Raw genomic sequence first — 22857 nt, forward strand, 5'->3', positions numbered from 1 at the left:
AGGATCCATATGAAGCATGAAGTATCTCCTGTGTCATTAATGGGATTAGAAGAATTTGCAGGAAAGCGAAATGAAGCAAGTAAAGCACATATTGATACTGTTTCAGATATTTCGATTGAACTTGGTGTAAAGCTTGGGAAAACATCTATTACGCTCGGTGATGTGAAACAGTTAAAAGTGGGCGATGTTCTAGAAGTAGAGAAAAACTTAGGACATAAAGTAGATGTATATTTAAGTAATATGAAAGTCGGCATCGGGGAAGCGATCGTAATGGACGAGAAGTTCGGTATTATCATTTCTGAAATTGAAGCTGACAAGAAGCAAGCTGCGCTTATGAAAGCGCAAAGTCAAATGCAAGATAAAGAGTAGAGGAGGAGTCATATGTCGTATATGACGACCTTATTTCAAGTCGTTTTACTGTTTGGTGCGCTCGGCTACGGTGCATATTTTATGACGAAAAAGACGCGCAAGCAGCAGTTTTTTAAACAAGGTGAAAATGGCCATATTCAAGTGAAGGACGGCGTTTATTTAAATCATCAAACGAGCGCCTTTTTATTTGAAGTAGACGGCAAGCAAGTGTTCACTGTTATTAGTAATAACGGTGTACAATCTGTGCAATTAACAGGAACAGGAAATCAGTTTCAACAAGCGCTAGAAGACGCGGTGAAGAGTGAAACGAAAAAAGTAGAGGATCCATCATGAGAATAAAGAAACAGTTATCGTTATTAGCCGTTATTTTCGTATTTTCTATCGTTTTTTCAATTATTTTTGTAAATCCAGCGTATGCAGCCCAAAACGGTTTTATTAATTTCGAAAATGGAAAAGAGTTTACGAGTAATTCAAGTGTACAGCTATTTGCGCTCGTTACCCTTTTATCATTATCTTCATCTATCGTTCTATTATTTACACATTTTACTTATTTTATGATTGTTCTTGGGATTACACGTCAAGGACTTGGGGTAATGAATTTACCACCGAACCAAGTACTTGTTGGACTTGCATTATTTTTATCACTTTTTACGATGCAGCCTGTTCTTGGGCAGCTAAAGAGCGATGTGTGGGATCCGATGACGAAAGAGAAAATAACGGTAAGCCAAGCTGCGGAAACGACAGCGCCGATTATGAAAGAGTATATGTCAAAGCATACATATAAGCATGATTTAAAAATGATGCTGAAAGTGCGCGGAGAAGAGTTGCCGAAAGATTTAAAAGATCTTTCACTATTTACGCTCGTACCATCCTTTACGTTAACGCAAATTCAAAAGGGATTGTTAACAGGGATGTTCATTTATTTAGCGTTTGTATTTATAGATTTGATTATTAGTACACTTTTAATGTACCTCGGGATGATGATGGTACCGCCGATGATTTTAAGTTTACCGTTTAAAATACTCGTTTTCGTATATTTAGGTGGATATACAAAAATCGTCGACATTATGTTTAAAACGGTCGCCTGAAGTGTTTGATGCTATGTGATAGGAGTCATATAAATGAATACGTCACCAATTATAGATATTTTTCAAACCTTTTTTTATAAAGGGGTTATGATTTTAATGCCGGTTGCCGGTGTTAGTATGATTGTCGTTATTATCATCGCTGTCATTATGGCGATGATGCAAATTCAAGAGCAAACGCTGACGTTTTTACCGAAAATGGCGAGTATTGTACTCGTTATTATCATTTTAGGTCCGTGGATGTTTCAAGAATTAACGACACTTATTTTAGATTTATTTGATAAAATTCCATCGCTATTGCGTTCGTACTAAGATAGGTGGACTGAAATGAATATGGAATTATGGGCGGCGACGTTTTTTGCGTTTTGCCGCATTACTTCATTTTTATATTTTTTACCGTTTTTCTCTGGTCGATCTATTCCAGCGATGGCGAAGGTTACATTTGGACTTGCTCTTTCCATTACAGTGGCCGATCAAGTTGATGTTTCTCACATAAAGACAACTTGGGACGTTGTAGCTTATGCAGGTACGCAAATTGTAATTGGATTATCACTTTCAAAAATTGTAGAAATGCTGTGGAACATTCCGAAAATGGCCGGGCATATTTTAGACTTTGATATCGGTTTATCACAAGCAAGTTTGTTTGATGTAAATGCAGGCTCACAGTCTACTTTACTATCAACCATTTTTGATATATTTTTTCTCATTATTTTTATTTCACTTGGCGGCATTAATTATTTCGTTGCCACGATTTTAAAGTCGTTTCAATATACAGAGGCGATTTCAAAATTGTTGACGACTAGTTTTTTAGATAGTCTACTCGCAACGTTATTATTTGCGATTACATCAGCGGTTGAAATTGCTCTTCCGCTCATGGGAAGTTTGTTCATCATTAACTTTGTTTTAATTTTAATCGCAAAAAACGCTCCGCAATTAAACGTTTTTATGAATGCGTACGTTATTAAAATTACGTGTGGTATTTTGTTTATTGCAATGAGTGTACCGATGCTCGGTTATGTGTTTAAAAATATGACGGATGTATTGCTTGAGGAATATACGAAACTATTTAACTTTTTCTTAACGAAGTAGGGGGACGCGCATGGCAAAGGATAATAAAACAGAAAAGGCCACCCCGCAGAAGCGTAAAAAATCGCGTGAAGAAGGGAATATTGCCCGGAGTAAAGATTTAAATAATTTATTTTCCATACTTGTGTTAGCAGTTGTCGTTTACTTTTTTGGAGATTGGCTCGGGTTTGAGATTGCCAATTCCGTATCGGTGCTGTTTGATCAAATTGGAAAAAATACAGATTCAACCGAGTATTTTTATATGATGGGGATGTTACTACTAAAAGTATCAGCACCGATATTAATACTCGTATACGCTTTTCATTTATTCAATTATATGATTCAAGTCGGTTTCTTATTTTCTTCTAAAGTTATTAAGCCGAAAGCGTCACGTATTAACCCGAAAAACTATTTTACAAGATTGTTTAGTCGTAAAAGTTTAGTAGATATTTTGAAATCACTGTTTTATATGGGATTAATCGGTTACGTCGCTTATGTGCTATTTAAAAAGAATTTAGAGAAAATCGTGAGTATGATTGGATTTAATTGGACTGCGTCACTTACTGAAATTATAAGGCAAATTAAATTTATCTTTTTAGCTATTTTAATTATATTAATTGTTCTTTCTATTATTGATTTCATTTATCAAAAGTGGGAGTACGAACAAGATATTAAGATGAAAAAAGAAGAAGTAAAACAAGAGCATAAAGATAATGAAGGAGACCCGCAAGTAAAGGGGAAACGAAAAAACTTTATGCACGCCATATTGCAAGGAACAATTGCGAAGAAGATGGATGGTGCAACGTTTATTGTAAACAACCCGACCCATATTTCGGTCGTACTCAGGTACAATAAACACGTTGATGCAGCACCAATTGTCGTTGCAAAAGGGGAAGATGAACTCGCATTATATATACGAACACTTGCCCGTGAACAAGAAATACCAATGGTGGAAAACCGTCCGCTTGCTCGTTCTTTATATTATCAAGTCGAGGAAGATGAGACGATTCCAGAAGATTTATACGTAGCTGTAATTGAAGTTATGCGCTATTTAATTCAAACGAACGAACTTGAAGTATAATAGCGCGTTTGGAGGCGATCTCTTTGTTTAAGATAGATTCTGCAAGAACCTATTTTTCTATCTTTTTAGCAGCGTCATTCGTAGTGGCGCTCTTAATTCCACTTCCACCATTTATACTTGATATCATTATCGTTTTTCTACTAAGTATGTCAGTGCTTATTTATATGCGAGCGACAAGTATTAACGAGTGGGATGAATTAAAGTCATTTCCGACGATGTTGTTATTAATCGGGATTTTCCGTGTATCGATTAACGTATCGACGACGCGAGCGATTTTGACAAACGGAAATGCTGGTCATGTTATTGAAGAGTTCGGTCAGTTCGTAATTGGCGGGAACTTATTAATTGGTATCGTTATTTTTACAGTATTAATCATATTCCAGTTTATCGTTGCAAACGGTGCATCTCGTACAGCTGAAGTTGCAGCTCGTTTTACACTTGATTCTTTACCAGGGAAACAAATGTCGATCGATGCTGATTTAAACCAGCGTATTATTTCAGAAAAAGATGCACAAGCAAAACGAAAAAAATTAAATATGGAAACAGAGTTTTACGGGGCGATGGATGGTGCCGGGAAGTTCATTAAAGGGGACGTTATTTTCGGGATTGTCATTTTATTCGTAAACATCATTTTCGGTTTAATTGTCGGAATGATGCAGCAAGGAATGAGCTTTGGTGAAGCTGCTCTTCATTACACACAGTTAACTGTCGGCGACGGAATTGTAAACCAGATTGGATCGCTCATGCTTGCGATTTCAACAGGTATTATTGTAACGCGTGTATTTGACGGTTCACCAGATACAGTAACGGAAGGTATCTTTAAAGAGTTATTAGCGCATGAAGTCGTTGTATATGCGCTTGGCGGTTTATTTATCGCAATGGGTATTTTTACTCCGCTGCCGTTTCTACCATTCGCACTCGTTGGTGGAACAATTATCTTCTTAGGAATTCGAAATAAAAACCGCATGAAGAAAGAAAAAGAAGATGAACTTCAAAAAGAATTAGAAATGATTCAAGGCGAAGATGAGCAACTGCAACAAGTGGAAGATTCATTTGGCGTATTTACAGATAAATATCCAATTATTGTAGAATTAGGTTTAGATTTAGCAGCACTTGTAAAGCAGAAAATTAACGGAGAAACAGCTCGTGATAAAGTTGTTCTTATGAGGAAGTCGATTATTACTGACCTCGGTATTAACGTTCCTGGAATTAACTTTAAAGATAATACGAGTTTTAGACCACGCGGACGATACATTATTCGTATTAAAGGTGCGAAGGCAGCTGAAGGAGTTTTAAAATCAGGTTATTTATTAGCACTGAAAACACCGAATGTAATGGCCGATTTAGATGCAGAACCAGCGAAAGATCCAATTTTTGGCGAGGATGGATATTGGATTTTAGAGCATATGGTACAAGATGCACAAATGAAAGGCTATCAAGTATTAGAGCCACTTAGCATATTAATTACACATTTAGATGTTGTCGTTAGACGTAATCTTCATGAGTTAATTCAGCGTCAACATGTAAAAGACTTAATTAACTCACTTGAAAATGATAACGGCGTTTTATTAGAAGAGATTAAGAAGAAAGAAATTGATTTATCACTCGTTCAAAATGTTATTAAACAATTGCTAAAAGAAGGTATTTCTATTCGTGATTTACCAACTATTATTGAAGGTATTATTGACGGAAAAGAAATTTATCAAAATCATGTTGACGGTGTAACGTCATTCGTCCGTGAATGTATTTCAAAAGTGATTTGTGAAAATGCGAAAAATCCTGACGGGAAAATATATGCGGCGCTCTTCTCAGATTCAATTGAGTTAGATGCAGACGTTGTGAACAATTCTTATCAAGGTTATTTATTAAACTGGGATTTAGATTTAGAAACGCGAGTCGTTGAACAAGTACAACGCGTATTGAAACAAGCGAGGTTAATGGGAAGAGAACCAGTATTATTAACGCGTAGAAAAGATTTCAGGTTTGCGATTGTAAGACTTCTTGAGCGTTATCAAGTAGAAGCGCAAGTACTTTGTATTAGCGAATTAGCACCAGAAATTGTTGTAGATCAAATTGCCTATATTGAATAGTAGGGGGTGAAGTAATGGAAAGTACAGAAAAGAAAGAAGCGTTAATGCGAATAAAAGCAGCTTCGAAAAATGAATTGTATCGAAAGTTATTTGACCAATATGGTACAGATTATTATTACGTTGTCGATGAAAGTGTAAAACGAAATATCCCGTTTTTTTGGAAAAAGAATTATGAAATGTTAGTTGCTTTTCCAGAGGATAAACAGGAAGAAGTGAACGAAGGAACAGCGCAATTTCATGAACAGTTAATGGATGTTGTGAATGACCCTTCAGAACAAATTGTGAAGGCGAACGGAATTCAATCGGTACTGCACAATTTAGAAAACGTGACGACTCCTATGTCGTATGCGGCGATGCAAACAGGAAATAGTGAAGAATGGGCAAGAAAGAAAGAGAAGCTATTAAAGCTGTTTGAAAAAGGTATCGTCGTTGTGAAACAGACGGAAGAAACGAAAGTAACGAAAAAGCAAAAAGCTGTGAAAAAAGTCGTTCCTGTCAAGAAAGAAGAAGTGGTTGTAAAAAAAGAAAAGCAAGAATCTGTACCATTTATTATTCAAAAAGTAATTCGCATGCTAGAACAAAACGATGTAGAACAATACTTCATTCACGCATATGCTGAAAAGTTAAAAGTGAAGTTTGAAAGTGCAACGATGATTACAGAAGAAGAAGTAATCGAATATATATTGGAAGATATGAGCTCCCATTTCAATACGGAAAATGTATTTGAAAAAGAAGTACAAACAATTGCATTAATCGGTCCAACTGGTGTTGGAAAAACGACGACACTTGCGAAAATGGCGTGGCAATTTCACGGTATGAAAAAAACGGTTGGTTTTATTACGACAGACCATTCGCGCATTGGGACAGTACAGCAACTGCAAGATTACGTAAAGACAATTGGATTTGAAGTAATCGCTGTGCGTGATGAAGCTGCAATGACAAGAGCGCTTACGTATTTTAAAGAAGAAGCGCGCGTCGATTATATTTTAATTGATACAGCTGGAAAAAATTATCGTGCGTCAGAAACAGTGGAAGAAATGATTGAAACGATGGGACAAGTAGAGCCAGATTATATTTGTTTAACGTTATCAGCTTCGATGAAAAGTAAAGACATGATCGAAATCATTACGAACTTTAAAGATATTCATATTGATGGTATCGTCTTTACGAAATTTGATGAAACGGCAAGTAGTGGTGAATTGTTGAAAATTCCAGCAGTATCATCAGCTCCTATTGTATTAATGACAGACGGACAAGACGTAAAGAAAAACATACATATCGCTACAGCGGAACATTTAGCGAAACAAATGTTGCAAACATCATAGAAAAGAGGTGAAGGATAAGGTAACTGCCTTATTCAAACGAGTATGAACGGTCTTTATATAGGTTCTATGGGTATGATGAATTACATGCAGCGTATTAATGTTCATTCGAATAACGTTGCAAATGCCCAAACGACAGGATTTAAAGCAGAAAATATGACTTCAAAAGTATTTGATGTACAAGACACATATCGCCGCGGAGATGGTGCTGTAACAAATATCGGTTCGGTCGATTACGCTGTAGTACCAGCCGCAACGCATGTGAACTTAGTGCAAGGAAATATACAAATGACAAATAGTGCTACAGATTTCTTTTTAGATGACGGTGCAAACGGTACAACATCATTTTTCGTTACATCTAAAAACGATGAAACGTTTTTAACGAGAGATGGTAGTTTTACAATCAATAGTGATCGTTACTTGCAAACATCATCTGGTGCCTATGTTATGGATGTAAATAATGAACGTGTTCGTATTCCAGAAGGAGCGAAGATCGCTGTACAAGCAGATGGTACATTATATGATGAGGGAACACAAAATAATATTGCTCGCCTGCAAACAAAAACAGTAGATGCAGAAGCGAATTCTCGTCTAATGCAAAGAGAGAACAAAAGCTTTACACTAGCAGAAGGAAACATTGCTGATTTACCGAACGGAACAGGATTAGTGAAAAATCATATGCTAGAAAATTCAAATGTAGATATGACGAAAGAGATGGCAGATCTTATGACGGATCAAAGAATGATTTCAGCGTCACAACGTGTTATGACTTCATTTGATAAAATTTATGAAAAAGAAGCGAATGAAATATTGAGATAGGAGGCTCCTAATAAAGGAGTCTTTTATTAGTTTTAAATTTCAGAATTATCAATTGACTTTATAGAGCTTCTTTTTTATATTAGTAGGTATAACTATAACTACTAAAGAGGTGAGAGTATGACAACGGCATTATATTTAGAAGATGCATACAAAACGAGTTGCGAAACAGAAGTGATAAAAGTAGAAGGGAATAAAGTATTTGTAAAAGAAACAGTTTTTTATCCAACTGGTGGAGGGCAAGAATGTGATACGGGTGTCATTGTACAAGATGGGTCTGTATTTGAAGTTGAAAAAGTAAAGAAGGAGCAGGGAGAAATAGTTCACTATATAAAAGATGGAGCTCAAGTAAAATTAGGTCCAGTTAAATTAGAGATTAATTGGGAAAGACGTCATAATTTAATGCGTCATCATTCTGTACTGCATCTTATCGGAGCTGTCGTTTATGAAAAGTATGGAGCTCTATGCACTGGAAATCAAATTTATCCTGACAAAGCACGTATCGATTTTAATGAGTTACAAGAGTTATCGAGCGTGGAAGTAGAAGAAATTGTTAAGGAAGTGAATAAACTTATTAAACAAAATAAAGAAATTTCTACTCGTTATATGAGCCGCGAAGAAGCAGAAAATGCTGTAGGAATGATTAAGACCGCAATAAACCTCCTGCCAACTACTATACAAGAAATCCGCATTGTTACCATTGAAAATTTAGATGAACAAGCTTGTGGAGGCACACATGTGAAAAATACGAGTGAAATAGGAACACTTGTTATTGATAAAGTAAAAAGTAAAGGGAAACAAAATCGTCGCTTTGAAGTTAGAGCGATTTAGATTGTGAGGAGTACTAATGGATGAAATTATAAAGGAATTACAAAAATTAGGTTTTTCCCAGTACGAATGTAAAGCGTATATTGGACTACTAAAACATTCCCCAGTAACTGGGTATGAAGTGAGTAAACAAACAGGAGTACCTCGTTCTATGATTTACGAGGTACTCGGTAAGTTAATGGATAAAGGAGCGGTACATATTGTACCTTCTGAACCAGTGAAATATGTACCAGTACCAGCTACAGAATTAATGAATCGAATGCGAAAAGACTTTGAAAAGTCCTTTGAATTTTTAGACCAGAAATTAAATGGTTTAGAACAAGAGCGACAAATAGATGTAATTTCGCATATTCGCTCAAATGATCGTGTTTTAAAAGAAATATGCAATATAATTAATAGAGCGAAGGAAGAGTTATGGATTTCTGTATGGGAAGATCAAGTGCATGAAATTGAGCCGTACATTCATCAAAAGGAAGAGGAAGGTGTACATATATTTTCCATCTTATTTGGCGCTCCAGAAACAAAAATAGGAGCAACGTTTCACCATAATTATATGACGCCCCACGTTGTTAAAAAGAGAATGGGTGGTCATTTAACTGTAATCGCGCGTGACGGGGAAGAAGTATTAATTGCGAACTTCTCAAATGATAGCACTTCGTGGGCTGTTACAACGTATGACCCAGCATTAGTTCTCGTTGCTACAGAGTATGTGAGGCACGATATTATGGTTGAAGAAATCACGAAGGAATTTGGAGCTGATAAGTTAGATACGTTATGGCGTGAAAATATAGATTTAGTTCATGTTGTAACAGGAAAACGAACTTTAGAAGGACTGGAGGATGATAAGGATGAGTAAAGCTGAGGCACATGTAGCTTTGCAAAGCGATGATACATTTCAGCAAGGAGTAAAAGATTGTTTACCAACTGTATTTGGTTATTTGAGCATCGGTATAGCAGCTGGCGTAATTGCAAAAACAGCTGGTTTCTCCATCATTGAAATTGCGTTTATGTCCACTTTAATTTATGCAGGTTCTGCCCAATTTATATTAGCTGGTATGTATGCAGCTGGTGCTCCTGCTTCCGCAATTATTTTTACTGTATTTTTTGTTAACTTACGCCACCTTCTTATGAGTGCTGCACTTGCGCCGTACTTTACGAAACTGCCTCTATTTAAAAACTTACTAATCGGTTCGCAAATTACAGATGAAACGTTCGGAGTTGCAGTACAGCATGCAGCGCAAAAAGGATATTTAGGCGAAAGATGGATGATTGGGCTAAATGTAACGGCTTATTTAAACTGGATTCTTGCTACTATTATCGGTGGGCTATTTGGTGAGTGGATACCAGATCCGCATACGTACGGGATGGATTATGCATTACCAGCGATGTTTATCGGGTTATTTGTACTTCAGCTTATAAGTAGTAAACCGAAGCTAGCAATTCATCTTACTGTTGCAATTATAGCGATTATACTTGCATACGTTTCACACTTATTTATGCCAGATAGTATAGCGGTTATTATCGCAACATTACTAGCTGCGACGATTGGAGTGGTGATTGAAAAATGGAAATGAGATTAGACGTAATATTACTTTTATTAGCAGCAGGAGCTGTTACACTCGTGCCACGTATTTTACCGCTACTCGTATTTAGTAAACTACAAATTCCAGACTGGGGTTTAAAATGGTTAAATTACATACCAATTGCGATATTAGCAGCACTTTTAGCACAAGTTTTATTTATGCATGAGACGATGCAGTGGGATTACTTGATCGCAGCAATTCCAACATTTCTTGTCGCAATATATACTCGTAGTTTATTAGGTACAGTATTAACTGGCGTGATTGTGATTATTTTGTTACGTTTCTTTTTCTAAAAAGGATTACGCTCATATAATAGCGAAAAGTGTAATAACATGAAAAATATAGGGGTGGTGTTATGATACTTTTAACGATAGGAGCAATTTTATTAACGTTGTTTATTTTCTTTATTATCGGCTTTATTACGTTTATGATGTTTGTTGATAGGGCGACACCTCAAATTTATTACACACCTTGTGAATCAGTGACAGTGAAATCTAAAGGTAAACATAAAAGGAAGAAAAGTTGAAAGTTGGCTTTTCTTCCTTTTGTTTTATCTGATTTTTCTGTATAATTTAAGTTAGTTATTTAACTAACTTAAAGGGTGGTTATAGAAATGGCAAAACCGAATGTTGTTAATAAAGAGAAGTTACTGGAAGCAGCAAAAAAAATTATTGCAGAGCATGGGATGGAAAAGTTGACATTAAAAGCAGTTGCAGAGAGTGCTCAAGTTACACAAGGTACCGTATATTATCATTTTAAAACGAAAGATCAATTATTACTGGAAGTAACTGAATCGTTTTGTAAAGCGTCGTGGGAACAAATAGGAAAGGATGTACAGTTAGAAAAGGCTTTGCAGTCTGCCGAAAGTAGATGTGTGAAAGATTCAATGTATCATCATTTGTTTTTTCAATTAGTAGCTAGTGGATTACAAAATGATGCGATGAAAAATAAAATTGGTGGATTGTTACATTATGAAAACCAACAATTAACAAGAGTGTTAAATAAAAATATAGGAGGTACAATGACATCTCAAATTTCAACTGAAACGTGGAGTGTTTTATGTAATGCATTAATTGATGGATTGGCATTGCAAGCCTTATTCAATCCATCTTTTTCTAGCGACAAAGTATATGGTGAGTTGCACCTGTTATTGGAAAAGTTCATAGAGCTACAAAAGGGAGGTAATGGTAATGAATAATAAACTTTGGCTCACTATTTTATTTTCTATCGGCGTTTGGTTTTTTGCCTCAGCGTTCTTCATTATTTTCGGTTCTTCTGTTTTATTAGAATACACTTCAAATAGATTTCTTCTACAATTGACGTTTCTTGAATTAGCAACAGCGATAGCTTTATACTTTGTAATGTGGTTATACAAAAGACTAGATACTACAAAATATGCAGTAATTAAGTTAGGTATATGCGGTACAGCAATCGGTTTAATTTTAGATACTTACATTTTATATAATTCTTCTAATCTATTCTCACAATTCTCCTCACAGCAAATTATATCATTTACCATTTGGATGGTGATTGCTTACGCTCTTTATTTAATAATTCCTTTCGTTATGGAACGAAAAAAACTGTTATAAAGAGGATTTTTATCCTCTTTATAACAGTCACATCCCCGAAAGAACTAACAACAATAACCCAAATAAAAAACTAATAAAGGAAAGAAAACCGATACATATGGAGAACACACGGTTGTTTCTCCATTCGCGCCAGAAAGTGATAAAACCTAATATACAAAGGAAAAACCAAATAGGCAGAAATAGGAACTTGCTAATTTTCTCGGGAAGTAACGCATAAAAAGTTGATAAATATAAAATCCAATTTGTAAAAAATAAAATGCAAACGATAATAGATTGTAAGTAGGGACGTTTGGAAAAATCCCCCTTTTTTACAGTTGCTAAAATAATAGTTAGCGCTGAGAAAAAGGCAATGAATATGAAAATAAGTAAGAGTAATGTAAGTGTCATTTACATCTCCTTTATAAGAGTGTTTTTTACAAGAAATGAATCTATTAAATTATATGCTTGTTTTGTAGAGTGCCCGTTATATTTTTCAGTGTACGGATTTAGAAAACCATGTTCACCGGGTAGTTGCTGTATTTCTAATAAAGGGTTCTTTTGTTGCTGCAACGATTGAATGAAAGAGGATACTGAAAAACTAGCTTCTTTTTCAGGGAATATAAGTAAGGTAGCACATGTTGGTTTCATATGAATATAGTCACGTATACGGGAACCGTAGCATCCGATAATAAAATCTATGTTCGGATTGTTACTACATAGCCATGAGATGGTAGCACCAACACTAAAGCCGATAAGTCCAATATGTGTGTAACGACTAGAAAGATGAGTAATGAATGTTTCAATTTGCTTTTTTCCATCTTCAAATCCAATATGATTCATAAAAAAATGATATGCTTTTTCTTCATCACTATAAGGAAATGCATGTTGTGATTGTAGCAGATTAGGACAGAATACATCTATATGAGATGAAGTGAAGTGGTCAGTAACATGATGCATATGATCGTTCACACCATATATTTCATGAACAGCAATGAGAGCTAATTTTTTCTTCATATCTACAAAGTACCTCTATGAAACTTAAATTCTTTCTCAACAAGGCAGATACGTAGGTGGAAGTTTTCGTACCATTGCTCACGACCTCTTTTTTTCGCTTCTTTATGTAAGACGTTCTGTTTCCAATTTTCAATTGCTTCAAGTGATTCCCAATAAGAAATTGTGATTCCAAGCCCTGCATGATCTCGCGCACTTTCTACACCTAGAAATCCAGGTTGCTGCTTTGCGAGTTCCTCCATTTTATCGGCAACTGTACTATAATCTGCTGTATCATTAGATAAATTGGAAGTGAATATAACTGCATAATAAGAATTGTTTTTTTCTACATTAGATGCCATTATTTTTCCCCCTTAATGTATAGTGTGAATAATTAATCCATAGTTTGTATTTTAGCAGGTCACAAAAAGAAAAGAAGTAGAAAATTCTTATTTTTTCAGCTTCTGTAAAATAGAAGATAGAGGAAATGTATAATAAGTAATCTAAAAAAAGAAAAATGCCACTTCAAAAAAATGAAGTGGCATTTCTTATATTTCCTCTAGGCTATTAACTGGAACTGTTAATTCGCGTCCTGGGTTTTTTACTTCATATATGCGGGCGGTTTCATTGCTCTCGTCGACGTGTTGAATCATAACAGGCATGCCTTGAAAACTAACATTCGCTTGCTCTGCTGACACAGAAAGCTCTTTTGCACGTTGAATATTCATTTATATTCCTCCCATCATTATTATCTTTGCTAAAAAAGAGGAATAATATACCATTTCGAGACATTCTTAAAGTTTTTGTATTATTTGTAATGTTTCTTTAATAAATGAAGAGAAGATCGAATCAGGATAGCTATCTATTGTTTGAACGGCTTCTTTTGCCTCTTTTAAGGCAGATTTTTTATCTTGAAGTTCTATATAGCAAAGGGCACGATAAGATCCAGCTGTTAATAACCACGATTGATCAAGTGGATGACTCATATAATCTGGTATGGTAGCGTGTTTTAATGCTTCCAAAGCTTCCTTATAACGTTTTAAACCATACAAAGATTTTCCTTTTTCAAGATAATACAGTCCGTCGTCTTGGAAAATTGGATCATTTTTTAGTTTTTCTCGAAATTGTTCTAGATGTTCTAATGCGATTGTATATTCATTAGTAATTGTATTGTAGTAATAAGCTTTTAATATATCTACATTTGCAGCGGATAAAGTATCTTCTGTAAAAATGGCAAATTGCTCCGATTTTTTTATGTAATATAAATATTGTTCTTTATCAGTTGTGATGATTTTTTGATAAGATAAAATGCGATAAAATTCATCTGTTTTATAATACACTTGATGTTTTTTTGAAAATGCAAGTGCATCTAAAATGACTTTTTCACATTTTTCATAACTGCCATATGCTAGTAAAATAATTGCTTCTTTTAAATATAATTGTATATGTGTAATAAGATCCATTTCTAAATTCTTCGTTTTATATTCGTCGCGAATTGTGGCGATCATCTGTAAACATTCTTTATATTTTTTCTGCTTGAAGAGCATATAGTAAAACAGTAGTTTCGTTTCAGTACTTTCGCGATACAAAGTATATTTTTCAAATATAGAAACAGCGGTTTCAACGTAATATTCAATATTATAATCGTTCATAACAGCTGCTGCTGTTATGAACTGTTTATATAAACGTGCTGTATTTAAAGTTGGAGGTAAATCTGTTTGAACGATAGGTAGTAAAGTTTTGTATACTTCATCGCCATTTGCCTTTATTAGTGGCTCCATTTTTTGAATGAGTTCTACAATTTTTCCTTCATCTTCTTCTAATAAAAAGCTCGGTTCACATTCAAGTTTTTCTGCAATATATTGTAACGTTTTCATAGAAGGTGTAGCTTTTCCATTTTCAATTTGACTAAGCATACTTTTTGTCAATTCTGAACCTGCTAGTTCAGTTTGTGTAAGTTTTTTTTCTTTACGTAATGCTTTAATTTTTTCGCCGAGAGTTGCCATATTGTAGCTCCTTTATAATCAAAAGTTAAATACAATTAAACTTTTTTGTTGTAATAATTGGAAAGTTGATTATATAATAAGTTTAACACAATTTAACTTTTAAGGGGAGAGTGTCATAATGGAAGATGTAAGTATAGATCAAAATGATTCAAGAATGAAGATTGCAACGAGAAATATCATTTTAATGATGATTGGAAAAATGACGTCTTTATTAGGCGCAGGTATTTATACGTTCGCAATGGGGTTATACGTATTAAAGACAACTGGTTCAGGAATGGGGTTTGCTACTACGCTCGTTTGCGGATCACTTCCAAGGATGATTTGTGGGCCGATTGCGGGTGCTGTAGCTGACCGTGTGAATCGAAAATGGCTTGTCATTGGTACTGATTTATTAAGTAGTTTAACGATGCTTATCATGTTTATCCTTGCTACTATATTTGGACCATCACTTCTTTTTATTTATATTTCAGCAGCATTATTATCAATTTGTGCAAGTTTTTATTCTGTTGCATTAACTTCGTCTATTCCTAATTTAGTAGATGAGGGGCGTATTCAAAAAGCGAGTGCTTTAAATCAAACGGCAGCTTCTTTATCAAATATTTTAGGACCAATTATTGGCGGAGTAATATTTGGTTTCTTTTCAATTCAGTCGTTCTTTTTGTTAAATAGTATTACGTTCTTTTTAGCGGTTATTTTGCAATTATTTATTGTATTTGATTTATATAAAAAAGAAGTGGCTGAGAGTAAAGAGCATTTCTTGACGAGTATAAAAGAAGGTTTTTCATATGTAAAACGACAACATGAAATATATGGTTTAATGAAAATAGCATTGTGGGTAAACTTTTTTGCTTGTGGGCTAACCGTTGCACTGCCATACATTATCATACGTACATTGCATTTATCTTCAAAGCAACTCGGAACTGTAGAGGGAATGTTAGCAGTCGGAATGCTAATGGGTGCGATTACTTTATCAGTGCGTAAAGAAGTGAATAATCCGTTTCGTTCTATTTATACTGGACTGTTTTTGTTTGCTGGTTTGAGTTTATGTACAGTATTCCCGTTGTTAGTTACCATTCCAAAAGTAGCAAGTTTTATTTACTATATTGCTTTCATGATGTTAACTGGTATAGCAATTATGGTTGTCAATATTCCGATGCAAGTATATATGCAAAAGACGACAGATCCGAGCTACTTAGGGCGTGTATTTGGCCTACTTGAAACAATTGCAACTGCAATCGCACCGCTCGGTATGATTGTATATGGATTATTGTTAGACATGTTGCCAACTAGCATTGTTATGATGACAATAGGCGGAGGTTTATTGTTAGTTGTATTAGTTGGAGTAAGGCAACATATGGCGAAAAAACAAGTGGATGTGTCGGCTTAAAAACAAGAAAAAAATAAAAATGACCAAATTAGTATTTTAGTTTTTGAAACTCTTTTTCATGTATGTTACAGTATAGTGAGCAGGCAAAGAAAAGGAGACAACAGCATGAAAAAATTAAGTTTTGTTATGCTTTTTCTATTAGTCGTAATGGCTGGATGTAGCAATTATGACACATATATTGAAACAGGTATGCAATCATTGAAAGATGAAAAATATAGTGATGCAACAATGTGGTTTGAAAAAGCAGAAAAAGAGAAATCAGGAAATGAAGCGAAATCATATAAAGAAATAGCCGAGAAAATGGATCACGGAGCAACGGCATTAAAAGACGGTAAGTATTTAGAAGCGAAAGACATTGCAAATGAAGTGTTACAAATGAAAAAAGACGATGCGCTTGAAACAGCTGTAACATCAAATGCAGAGAATATGCTTCAAAAAGCAAAAGATGTAGAAGAGAAAGTGAATGAAAGAGTAGCAAAACGTAGAAAAGTAGAAGAAGAAGGAATTGATAAACTCATTAAAGCTGTAGATAGTATAGATGATGTGAAAGAAAAAGAGAAAAAAGTTTCAGAAGCATTAGATAAGGCTGAAGAGGCGCAAGCAAAAATTGAAGCGAAGAAAAATAAATAGAGTTATAGCTTAAAAGACTGTCGTGTAAAGCGACAGTCTTTTAATTTTTTGTTGCATAAGAAGTGATGTTATGTAATAAAAAAGAAATAATTTTAGAATTCCACCTGTCCTCATGATGAATCGTATAAATGTTACGTTGAAATTCAAATTCAGGGATGGGTATGTAGCGTAGTTCATTTCGTTGTACTTCTTGTTCAATAGCAAGTTTAGAAATAAAGGCAACCCCATTACCGTATTTTAAAATTTGTTTCATCGTTTCTAATGAATCTAATTCAATTTCTGATTGGAATGTAATGTTATGAGCTAACATCCATTTTGTAAGTAAATCTCTCGTTGTAGATGGATTACGATGTAGTAATATGCGTTCCTTTTCGATATCTTGTAATGATAGATTTTCTTTCTTTGAAAAATGATGTTCTTTGGAGAAAGCAAGAACAAGTGTATCAGGCATTACATTCGTCTGTTTTAAAGATGATTCATCAAACGGTGCTGCGGAAATTACACCGAGATCAATTTCATGATTTTGTAGCATCGTTCGAATTTCAGGAGCTGTTTTTACCATGAGTGTTATTTTTATATTTGGAAATTCACATTGAAATTGATATACAATTTCTGGTAAAAGATAAGTCGCTGGTACATAGCTAGCGCCAATTGTTATAGCTCCTTTATGAAAATCTTTAAACTCTTGCGTGACTCGCCTAGCTTCTTTCATAAGCGCATCTATTTTACAAGCATAATGATGCAATGCTTCACCAGCCTCTGTTAAGAAATACCTTCCCAAACGTAATTCAAATAAAGATACACCGAGTTCCTCTTCTAAGCTTTTTATATGGAATGTAATAGTAGGTTGTTTAACACCTAGTTTTTCTGCAACGATCGTAAGCTTTTTGTATTTCTTAATAAGCACTACAATTTCTAATTTTAAGAGATTCATTATGAATTGCCGCCTTTTTTATTTTAACTATAGAAAAAATCTATAGAAATAAATAGTTTATTAGAAGTTTTTTAATTTAATCTTTACAGTACATTAACATTCAGTATAAATCTTCCATATAGAATGAAAGCAGGTTAAGAGTGAGGGAAGAGAGGTGAAACGATGGACATTCAAATTAGTGGATTAGAAAAGAATTTTGGAAAAACGCAGGCGTTAAAGCCATTACAAATTGTGATGAAACAAGGTGAATTCACCACACTGTTAGGGCCTTCGGGATGTGGGAAAACGACTTTACTTAGAATGATAGCAGGACTTGAAGAACCAGATAAAGGTGAAATATATTTTGGAGATACGTGCATGTATTCTTCTTCTAAAAAAATAAAAACATCTCCTCATGAACGTAATATAGGTATGGTATTTCAAGAGTTTGCTTTATGGCCACACATGACTGTATTTGAAAATGTTGCATTTGGTTTAAGAGCTACAAAGCAAACGAATCAATTACGGGAAAAAGTAGAAGAGGCAATAAAGCGAGTTCGCTTGCAAGGAATGGAGAAACGTTATCCGCATGAACTTTCTGGCGGACAGCAACAACGTGTCGCATTTGCGAGAGCGATTGTAACGAAGCCACATTTTATTTTGTTTGATGAACCGCTCAGTGCACTCGATGCAATTTTGCGAGAAGAAATGCGGTTAGAGCTTATGGATATCGTTCATTCCATTGGTTTAACGGCATTGTATGTAACCCACGATCAAACAGAAGCGATGTCAATGTCAGACCAAATTATTGTCATGAAACAAGGAGAAGTATTACAAAAAGGAACACCAGAAGACATTTATGTGAAACCGTCTCATGAATTTGTTGCAAAATTTGTTGGTAAGGCAAATTGGCTTGTAGAGGGGAAACAAATGGTTCGTCCAGAGCATGTGAGCTGGACAAAAAATGAAGTGTGTGAAATGTATACAGGTGAAATCCAGCACGTTACATATGTAGGAGAGCGTTATGAAGTGAAAGTAAATATGGGGACACTCGGAATATGGACAGCTTATCACAATAGTAAGCTAAGCATCGGAAAGCCAGTATCGTTATATGTACCGAAAAAATGTATTCACCATATAGGGGGAGAATCGTATGAAGAAATTCAGTTCGCTTAAGTCGTTATTTGTATGTACTTTATTATTTTCTGCCGTAGTAACAGGGTGTAGTTCAAAGACAGGTAATGCAGATGCAAAAAGTAAAACTACGAATGAAAAGAAGATTGTTGTATATAGTGCAGGGCCAAAAGGCTTAGCAGAAAAAATTCAAAAGGACTTTGAAAAGAAAACGGGTATAAAAGTAGAAATGTTTCAAGGGACAACAGGTAAAATTTTAGCGCGAATGGAAGCCGAAAAGAAAAATCCAGTCGTTGACGTAGTCGTACTTGCATCTTTACCAGCGATGGAAGGATTAAAAAAGGATGGACAAACGTTAGCTTATAAAGAAGCGAAACAAGCTGATAAGCTTCGTTCTGAATGGTCGGATGATAAAGGACATTATTTTGGATATAGTGCTTCAGCGTTAGGAATTGTGTATAACACAAAAAATGTGAAGACAGCGCCTGAAGATTGGAGCGATATAACAAAAGGAGAATGGAAAGGGAAAGTGAATCTTCCAGATCCAGCACTTTCAGGTTCAGCTTTAGACTTTGTGACAGGATATGTGAAAAAGAATGGAAAAGATGGATGGAATTTATTTGAACAGCTTAAGAAAAATGAAGTTACAGTAGCAGGGGCAAACCAAGAAGCGTTAGATCCAGTTGTAACAGGAGCAAAAGATATGGTCATTGCGGGTGTTGATTATATGACGTACAGTGCAAAAGCAAAGGGTGAACTAGTTGATATTGTTTATCCAAAAAGCGGAACAGTTATTAGTCCACGTGCAGCAGGTATTATGAAGGATAGTAAAAATGTAAAAGGTGCAAAAGAGTTTATTGATTATTTATTATCAGATGATGTACAAAAACAAATTTCTAAAGCGTATTTATTACCCGGTAGAACAGATATAAAAGCGGAAAATAGACCGAATGTGGAAGAGATTCCAGTATTACATATTGATTGGAAAACAGTTGAGAAAGAACAAGATGAAATAGGAAAACAATTTAAGAAAGTATTTCAATAAGATGGTGATTACATGGTAAATCGATTTGGATCAGTAAGGCAAGTTGGGATGACGGTAGCGTTGTTACTTGTGGCGATGTTAATCGTCATTCCGCTTTTTCTCATTTTACTTTCTAGTGTATATGAAAATAGTAGTTGGAATTTTTTAAAGCCGTTTGAAGTGATGCAGAGTGGTGGATTAGCTGGGATTTTTCTGAATTCGATGCTTCTAGGTGTACTCGTAGTAATAGGGGCAACTATCTTTGCATTTCCACTAGCTTTCATTATGAGCAAAACAGATGTTGGAAAGCATAGCAAGTTAGATATTGTTTTTATGATTCCATTTATGACACCGCCGTATATTGGATCGATGGGCTGGATTTTGTTCATGCAACCGAACGGATATTTTGAACAGTTTTTTCCGATGCTAAAGACGGTTTCATCTTCGTTCTTTAGCTTAGGAGGTATGGTTTTAATTATGAGTCTGCATTTATTCCCATTTCTTTACTTCATGTTGAAGAATACATTACTTCAAATTGGGAGTAGTAAAGAAGAAGCGGCAGCAGTTCATGGTGGAAGCTTTTTCTATCGTTTAAGAAAAATAATATTACCGTTATTAGTATCAAGTTATGTAATGGGTGCTTTACTCATTTTCGTAAAGACGATTGCTGAATTTGGAACACCGGCTACATTTGGACGAAGAATCGGATTTCATGTGTTAACATCAGAGATTCATAAATTTATTTCGAGTTGGCCAATTGATTTTAGTAGTGCAACAGCATTATCTTCTTTATTACTTAGTGCATGTATGCTCATTTGGTATATGCAAAACGTATTAAATCGAAAGTATTCATATGCAATGGTTAGTGGAAAAGGTGTGAAATTTAAAAGGTACACTTTGTCTATATATGTGCGCGTTGTAGCATGGGTTTATGTAATTGGTTTATTAATCGTATCAATTGGAATCCCGTATTTTTCTATACTGATTGCTTCTTTGTCAAAATTAAGAGGCGGAGGCTTACAGTTACATAACTTTACAACGAGTCATTATGAAGCATTATTTACAATCGGATCTCCAGGATTAGAAGCTCTATGGAACAGTTTTCTTTTTTCACTTATAACAGCGATTATTGCTGTTATGATTGGCGTCTTTTTAGCACTTATGATTCGAAAGGGGAGAAAGTCCTCTGAAAAATGGCTGGATATGTGCGGTATGTTACCGAACATGGTACCAGGAATCGTAATGGTTGTAGGGCTTATTTTATTTTGGAATTCCCCCTATATGCCCCTGTCCATTTACAATACACCAGTCATGGTAATCGTAACGTACGTTGTTCTTTTTTTACCTTATACAGTGCAGTATGTAAAAGCATCGCTCGGGCAAATTGATGATTCTCTCGTGCAGGCAGGAAGTATTTTTTCTGGGAATTATATGTATATTTTTAGAAAAATAATATTCCCTCTTATTATCCCGGGTATTCTTGCCGGATGGGCGATGACATTTACAATCTCGATAAGGGAGTTAGTAGCATCGCTTCTCGTACTACCTCCATCGGTAGAAACGTCAGCAACATTTATTTTTGCTCAATTTGAACAAGGAGAAGTATCTATTGGAATGGCGATGGCTGTCGTTTCAGTTGGACTTACAACGCTATGTTTATTACTTCTGCAGCATATGGAGCAAAAACGAAAAGGGGTAGCATGATGAGGGTAGAAGTATGGGGAGGAGCGGGAGAATACGGTCGTTCCTGCTATTTCGTAAAAAATAAAGAGACAAAAATATTATTTGATTGTGGTATTAATCGATCATATGAGGATAGTTATCCAAAAATAGAGCGGGAAGTTGTACCGTTTTTAGATGCAGTATTTTTATCACATATTCATGAAGATCATACGATGGGCTTACCTTTATTAGCGAAGTATGGATATAAGAAAAAAATATGGACAACTCGTTATACGAAGGAGCAACTTCCCGCTTATTATGAAAAATGGAGAAACTACAATGTGACGCAAGGATGGAATGTGCCATATAACGACCAAAATGTGAAAGATTTAAATTATATATATGTTGATGAGATTAGTAATCCGAATGAATGGATACAGATTACTCCAACATTGCGGTTTCAATGGGGGTATAGTGGGCACGTATTAGGATCGGTTTGGTTTTTAGTGGATATGAGTCATACATATGTATTTTATTCTGGCGATTATTCAGCAGAGTCTAACATACTACGAGCGAATTTACCTGAGAAATTGCGCGGCGATATAAAAGTTGCAATTGTAGATGCCGCTTATCATACTGATGATGTTTCGCAACATGAACGAGTAAACGAACTATGTACAGAAATTGAACGAGCTGCGGGGAATAAAGGGATAGCATTACTACCATTGCCACCCCTTGGTAGGGCGCAAGATATCGTATTGTATTTATATGAAAAATATAAAGAATTTCCCATTATAGTAGATCAGGAAATTTTAGATGGATTTGACGAGATGTTCTTATATAAAGATTGGATCAAAAATAATAAAGAACTTGAAGAGCTAATGGAGAGTTTAAAAAGAAACATAATAGTTATGGATGATGACGGCGGTACGCAACATAGTTATGGAATAGTTGTAATGAGTGATGCGAATATGCAAACGAAACGGGCTCAGTTATATTATGAACAAATACGGCATGAAGAAAGAAATTCTATTATCTTTACTGGGCATGTTGCGAAAGGGAGTTTTGCAGAAAAAGTTTTGAAAGAACGTATAGGTAAAGAATGTAGGGTGAAGCGAGTTCCATATAAAGTTCATCAAAGTATAAGAGATGTGAAAGAGATGTTAAATACATTATCACCAGAACATACGGTGTTAGTACACGCTTTAAAAGAGGATACGGATCGATTACAGAAAAAGCTTAGCACGGAAGGGTATGAAAATGTATATTCACTTACTATGGAACGTATAGAAGTTATTTAAAAT

The 22857-nt window shown here is 35.1% G+C and carries 28 protein-coding genes; 22 read left to right on the forward strand and 6 right to left on the reverse strand.

Going from position 1 to position 22857, the window contains the following annotated elements:
• Nucleotides 1–9 precede the first annotated feature (9 nt).
• The 16 genes from fliN (at nucleotide 10) to FH036_RS12575 (ending at nucleotide 11828) form a co-directional block, all read left to right on the forward strand.
• Entirely contained in the window at nucleotides 10–369 is a 360-nt protein-coding gene (gene fliN, locus FH036_RS12500) for a flagellar motor switch protein FliN (RefSeq protein WP_000680025.1), read from the forward strand.
• Between the two features lie 12 nt (nucleotides 370–381).
• On the forward strand, nucleotides 382–702 hold the full coding sequence (locus FH036_RS12505) for a hypothetical protein (protein WP_000121170.1): 321 nt from the start codon (nucleotides 382–384) through the stop codon (nucleotides 700–702).
• Nucleotides 699–1457, forward strand: a complete 759-nt coding sequence (locus FH036_RS12510) for a flagellar type III secretion system pore protein FliP (protein WP_001220586.1) — start codon at nucleotides 699–701, stop codon at nucleotides 1455–1457. Before FH036_RS12505 ends, FH036_RS12510 begins: the two co-directional genes overlap by 4 nt.
• A gap of 33 nt (nucleotides 1458–1490) precedes the next feature.
• Nucleotides 1491–1766: a flagellar biosynthetic protein FliQ gene (locus tag FH036_RS12515; protein WP_001098085.1), complete on the forward strand. Its 276-nt coding sequence runs from the start codon at nucleotides 1491–1493 to the stop codon at nucleotides 1764–1766.
• A 15-nt stretch (nucleotides 1767–1781) separates the two neighbouring features.
• Nucleotides 1782–2543: a flagellar biosynthetic protein FliR gene (locus FH036_RS12520; protein WP_139895803.1), complete on the forward strand. Its 762-nt coding sequence runs from the start codon at nucleotides 1782–1784 to the stop codon at nucleotides 2541–2543.
• Between the two features lie 10 nt (nucleotides 2544–2553).
• Nucleotides 2554–3600, forward strand: a complete 1047-nt coding sequence (gene flhB, locus FH036_RS12525) for a flagellar type III secretion system protein FlhB (protein ID WP_044790338.1) — start codon at nucleotides 2554–2556, stop codon at nucleotides 3598–3600.
• Between the two features lie 23 nt (nucleotides 3601–3623).
• Nucleotides 3624–5690: a flagellar biosynthesis protein FlhA gene (flhA, locus tag FH036_RS12530; protein ID WP_000472544.1), complete on the forward strand. Its 2067-nt coding sequence runs from the start codon at nucleotides 3624–3626 to the stop codon at nucleotides 5688–5690.
• 14 nt (nucleotides 5691–5704) lie between these two features.
• A complete protein-coding gene (gene flhF, locus FH036_RS12535) occupies nucleotides 5705–7015 on the forward strand; it encodes a flagellar biosynthesis GTPase FlhF (protein ID WP_000446196.1) in 1311 nt (436 codons plus the stop codon).
• A 42-nt stretch (nucleotides 7016–7057) separates the two neighbouring features.
• Nucleotides 7058–7831: a flagellar basal-body rod protein FlgG gene (locus tag FH036_RS12540; protein WP_001013945.1), complete on the forward strand. Its 774-nt coding sequence runs from the start codon at nucleotides 7058–7060 to the stop codon at nucleotides 7829–7831.
• Nucleotides 7832–7948: 117 nt separating this feature from the next.
• Complete coding sequence (locus FH036_RS12545; RefSeq protein ID WP_139895804.1) at nucleotides 7949–8659, forward strand: alanyl-tRNA editing protein; 711 nt, start codon at nucleotides 7949–7951, stop codon at nucleotides 8657–8659.
• Between the two features lie 16 nt (nucleotides 8660–8675).
• The gene (locus tag FH036_RS12550) at nucleotides 8676–9512 is read left to right on the forward strand and encodes a TrmB family transcriptional regulator (RefSeq protein WP_139895805.1); all 837 of its coding nucleotides are present in this window, start codon (nucleotides 8676–8678) and stop codon (nucleotides 9510–9512) included.
• A complete protein-coding gene (locus FH036_RS12555; RefSeq protein WP_000029965.1) occupies nucleotides 9505–10230 on the forward strand; it encodes an AzlC family ABC transporter permease in 726 nt (241 codons plus the stop codon). The genes FH036_RS12550 and FH036_RS12555 overlap by 8 nt, the downstream gene beginning before the upstream one ends.
• A complete protein-coding gene (locus tag FH036_RS12560; RefSeq protein ID WP_000425935.1) occupies nucleotides 10221–10532 on the forward strand; it encodes an AzlD domain-containing protein in 312 nt (103 codons plus the stop codon). The genes FH036_RS12555 and FH036_RS12560 overlap by 10 nt, the downstream gene beginning before the upstream one ends.
• 62 nt (nucleotides 10533–10594) lie before the next feature.
• On the forward strand, nucleotides 10595–10765 hold the full coding sequence (locus tag FH036_RS12565; RefSeq protein ID WP_000602240.1) for a DUF3951 domain-containing protein: 171 nt from the start codon (nucleotides 10595–10597) through the stop codon (nucleotides 10763–10765).
• Between the two features lie 87 nt (nucleotides 10766–10852).
• Nucleotides 10853–11437, forward strand: coding sequence for a TetR/AcrR family transcriptional regulator (locus FH036_RS12570; protein ID WP_001118314.1), 585 nt, complete (start codon nucleotides 10853–10855; stop codon nucleotides 11435–11437).
• Nucleotides 11430–11828 carry a DUF5367 family protein gene (locus FH036_RS12575; RefSeq protein WP_001060578.1) on the forward strand — a complete coding sequence of 133 codons (399 nt, stop codon included), beginning with the start codon at nucleotides 11430–11432 and terminating at the stop codon, nucleotides 11826–11828. Before FH036_RS12570 ends, FH036_RS12575 begins: the two co-directional genes overlap by 8 nt.
• A gap of 27 nt (nucleotides 11829–11855) precedes the next feature.
• On the opposite strand, the gene FH036_RS12580 is transcribed toward FH036_RS12575, so the two are convergent.
• From FH036_RS12580 to FH036_RS12600, 5 genes are all read right to left on the reverse strand, one after another.
• Nucleotides 11856–12215 (reverse strand): hypothetical protein, encoded by a 360-nt coding sequence (locus FH036_RS12580; protein ID WP_139895806.1) that lies wholly within the window; start codon nucleotides 12213–12215, stop codon nucleotides 11856–11858.
• A complete protein-coding gene (locus tag FH036_RS12585) occupies nucleotides 12216–12821 on the reverse strand; it encodes a dienelactone hydrolase family protein (protein WP_139895807.1) in 606 nt (201 codons plus the stop codon). It abuts the gene before it with no gap.
• Nucleotides 12822–12823: 2 nt separating this feature from the next.
• Nucleotides 12824–13159, reverse strand: coding sequence for an antibiotic biosynthesis monooxygenase family protein (locus tag FH036_RS12590; protein WP_044790333.1), 336 nt, complete (start codon nucleotides 13157–13159; stop codon nucleotides 12824–12826).
• 186 nt (nucleotides 13160–13345) lie between these two features.
• Nucleotides 13346–13525, reverse strand: a complete 180-nt coding sequence (locus FH036_RS12595; RefSeq protein ID WP_001025740.1) for an H-type small acid-soluble spore protein — start codon at nucleotides 13523–13525, stop codon at nucleotides 13346–13348.
• A 66-nt stretch (nucleotides 13526–13591) separates the two neighbouring features.
• Complete coding sequence (locus tag FH036_RS12600; RefSeq protein WP_139895808.1) at nucleotides 13592–14803, reverse strand: helix-turn-helix domain-containing protein; 1212 nt, start codon at nucleotides 14801–14803, stop codon at nucleotides 13592–13594.
• A gap of 118 nt (nucleotides 14804–14921) precedes the next feature.
• Here FH036_RS12600 and FH036_RS12605 point away from each other — a divergent pair, with 118 nt between their 5' ends.
• Nucleotides 14922–16190 (forward strand): MFS transporter, encoded by a 1269-nt coding sequence (locus FH036_RS12605; RefSeq protein ID WP_139895809.1) that lies wholly within the window; start codon nucleotides 14922–14924, stop codon nucleotides 16188–16190.
• A 105-nt stretch (nucleotides 16191–16295) separates the two neighbouring features.
• Nucleotides 16296–16820, forward strand: coding sequence for a COG3014 family protein (locus FH036_RS12610; protein WP_000736427.1), 525 nt, complete (start codon nucleotides 16296–16298; stop codon nucleotides 16818–16820).
• 40 nt (nucleotides 16821–16860) lie between these two features.
• Here the strand turns inward: FH036_RS12610 and FH036_RS12615 are convergent, their stop codons facing one another.
• On the reverse strand, nucleotides 16861–17754 hold the full coding sequence (locus FH036_RS12615) for a LysR family transcriptional regulator (protein ID WP_139895810.1): 894 nt from the start codon (nucleotides 17752–17754) through the stop codon (nucleotides 16861–16863).
• Between the two features lie 162 nt (nucleotides 17755–17916).
• Between FH036_RS12615 and FH036_RS12620 the strand changes: the two genes are divergently transcribed.
• The 4 genes from FH036_RS12620 to FH036_RS12635 are packed head-to-tail and all read left to right on the forward strand — an operon-like array spanning nucleotide 17917 to nucleotide 22854.
• On the forward strand, nucleotides 17917–18909 hold the full coding sequence (locus tag FH036_RS12620; protein WP_139895811.1) for an ABC transporter ATP-binding protein: 993 nt from the start codon (nucleotides 17917–17919) through the stop codon (nucleotides 18907–18909).
• Nucleotides 18887–19912 (forward strand): ABC transporter substrate-binding protein, encoded by a 1026-nt coding sequence (locus FH036_RS12625; RefSeq protein WP_139895812.1) that lies wholly within the window; start codon nucleotides 18887–18889, stop codon nucleotides 19910–19912. Before FH036_RS12620 ends, FH036_RS12625 begins: the two co-directional genes overlap by 23 nt.
• Nucleotides 19913–19924: 12 nt before the next feature.
• Entirely contained in the window at nucleotides 19925–21595 is a 1671-nt protein-coding gene (locus FH036_RS12630; RefSeq protein ID WP_139895813.1) for an ABC transporter permease, read from the forward strand.
• On the forward strand, nucleotides 21592–22854 hold the full coding sequence (locus FH036_RS12635; RefSeq protein WP_139895856.1) for an MBL fold metallo-hydrolase: 1263 nt from the start codon (nucleotides 21592–21594) through the stop codon (nucleotides 22852–22854). The genes FH036_RS12630 and FH036_RS12635 overlap by 4 nt, the downstream gene beginning before the upstream one ends.
• Nucleotides 22855–22857: the final 3 nt, after the last annotated feature.

It is taken from the genome of Bacillus sp. CD3-5 (assembly GCF_006349665.1).
GTDB classification, from domain to species: Bacteria; Bacillota; Bacilli; order Bacillales; family Bacillaceae_G; genus Bacillus_A; species Bacillus_A paranthracis.

Excerpts from the sequence above, each read along its gene's own strand:
- fliN (WP_000680025.1), top strand. The coding sequence starts at position 10 with ATGAAGCATGAAGTATCTCCTGTGTCATTAATGGGATTAGAAGAATTT.
- FH036_RS12505 (WP_000121170.1), top strand. The coding sequence starts at position 382 with ATGTCGTATATGACGACCTTATTTCAAGTCGTTTTACTGTTTGGTGCG.
- FH036_RS12510 (WP_001220586.1), top strand. The coding sequence starts at position 699 with ATGAGAATAAAGAAACAGTTATCGTTATTAGCCGTTATTTTCGTATTT.
- FH036_RS12515 (WP_001098085.1), top strand. The coding sequence starts at position 1,491 with ATGAATACGTCACCAATTATAGATATTTTTCAAACCTTTTTTTATAAA.
- FH036_RS12520 (WP_139895803.1), top strand. The coding sequence starts at position 1,782 with ATGAATATGGAATTATGGGCGGCGACGTTTTTTGCGTTTTGCCGCATT.
- flhB (WP_044790338.1), top strand. The coding sequence starts at position 2,554 with ATGGCAAAGGATAATAAAACAGAAAAGGCCACCCCGCAGAAGCGTAAA.
- flhF (WP_000446196.1), top strand. The coding sequence starts at position 5,705 with ATGGAAAGTACAGAAAAGAAAGAAGCGTTAATGCGAATAAAAGCAGCT.
- FH036_RS12540 (WP_001013945.1), top strand. The coding sequence starts at position 7,058 with ATGAACGGTCTTTATATAGGTTCTATGGGTATGATGAATTACATGCAG.
- FH036_RS12545 (WP_139895804.1), top strand. The coding sequence starts at position 7,949 with ATGACAACGGCATTATATTTAGAAGATGCATACAAAACGAGTTGCGAA.
- FH036_RS12550 (WP_139895805.1), top strand. The coding sequence starts at position 8,676 with ATGGATGAAATTATAAAGGAATTACAAAAATTAGGTTTTTCCCAGTAC.
- FH036_RS12555 (WP_000029965.1), top strand. The coding sequence starts at position 9,505 with ATGAGTAAAGCTGAGGCACATGTAGCTTTGCAAAGCGATGATACATTT.
- FH036_RS12560 (WP_000425935.1), top strand. The coding sequence starts at position 10,221 with ATGGAAATGAGATTAGACGTAATATTACTTTTATTAGCAGCAGGAGCT.
- FH036_RS12565 (WP_000602240.1), top strand. The coding sequence starts at position 10,595 with ATGATACTTTTAACGATAGGAGCAATTTTATTAACGTTGTTTATTTTC.
- FH036_RS12570 (WP_001118314.1), top strand. The coding sequence starts at position 10,853 with ATGGCAAAACCGAATGTTGTTAATAAAGAGAAGTTACTGGAAGCAGCA.
- FH036_RS12575 (WP_001060578.1), top strand. The coding sequence starts at position 11,430 with ATGAATAATAAACTTTGGCTCACTATTTTATTTTCTATCGGCGTTTGG.
- FH036_RS12580 (WP_139895806.1), bottom strand. The coding sequence starts at position 12,215 with ATGACACTTACATTACTCTTACTTATTTTCATATTCATTGCCTTTTTC.
- FH036_RS12585 (WP_139895807.1), bottom strand. The coding sequence starts at position 12,821 with ATGAAGAAAAAATTAGCTCTCATTGCTGTTCATGAAATATATGGTGTG.
- FH036_RS12590 (WP_044790333.1), bottom strand. The coding sequence starts at position 13,159 with ATGGCATCTAATGTAGAAAAAAACAATTCTTATTATGCAGTTATATTC.
- FH036_RS12595 (WP_001025740.1), bottom strand. The coding sequence starts at position 13,525 with ATGAATATTCAACGTGCAAAAGAGCTTTCTGTGTCAGCAGAGCAAGCG.
- FH036_RS12600 (WP_139895808.1), bottom strand. The coding sequence starts at position 14,803 with ATGGCAACTCTCGGCGAAAAAATTAAAGCATTACGTAAAGAAAAAAAA.
- FH036_RS12605 (WP_139895809.1), top strand. The coding sequence starts at position 14,922 with ATGGAAGATGTAAGTATAGATCAAAATGATTCAAGAATGAAGATTGCA.
- FH036_RS12610 (WP_000736427.1), top strand. The coding sequence starts at position 16,296 with ATGAAAAAATTAAGTTTTGTTATGCTTTTTCTATTAGTCGTAATGGCT.
- FH036_RS12615 (WP_139895810.1), bottom strand. The coding sequence starts at position 17,754 with ATGAATCTCTTAAAATTAGAAATTGTAGTGCTTATTAAGAAATACAAA.
- FH036_RS12620 (WP_139895811.1), top strand. The coding sequence starts at position 17,917 with ATGGACATTCAAATTAGTGGATTAGAAAAGAATTTTGGAAAAACGCAG.
- FH036_RS12625 (WP_139895812.1), top strand. The coding sequence starts at position 18,887 with ATGAAGAAATTCAGTTCGCTTAAGTCGTTATTTGTATGTACTTTATTA.
- FH036_RS12630 (WP_139895813.1), top strand. The coding sequence starts at position 19,925 with ATGGTAAATCGATTTGGATCAGTAAGGCAAGTTGGGATGACGGTAGCG.
- FH036_RS12635 (WP_139895856.1), top strand. The coding sequence starts at position 21,592 with ATGATGAGGGTAGAAGTATGGGGAGGAGCGGGAGAATACGGTCGTTCC.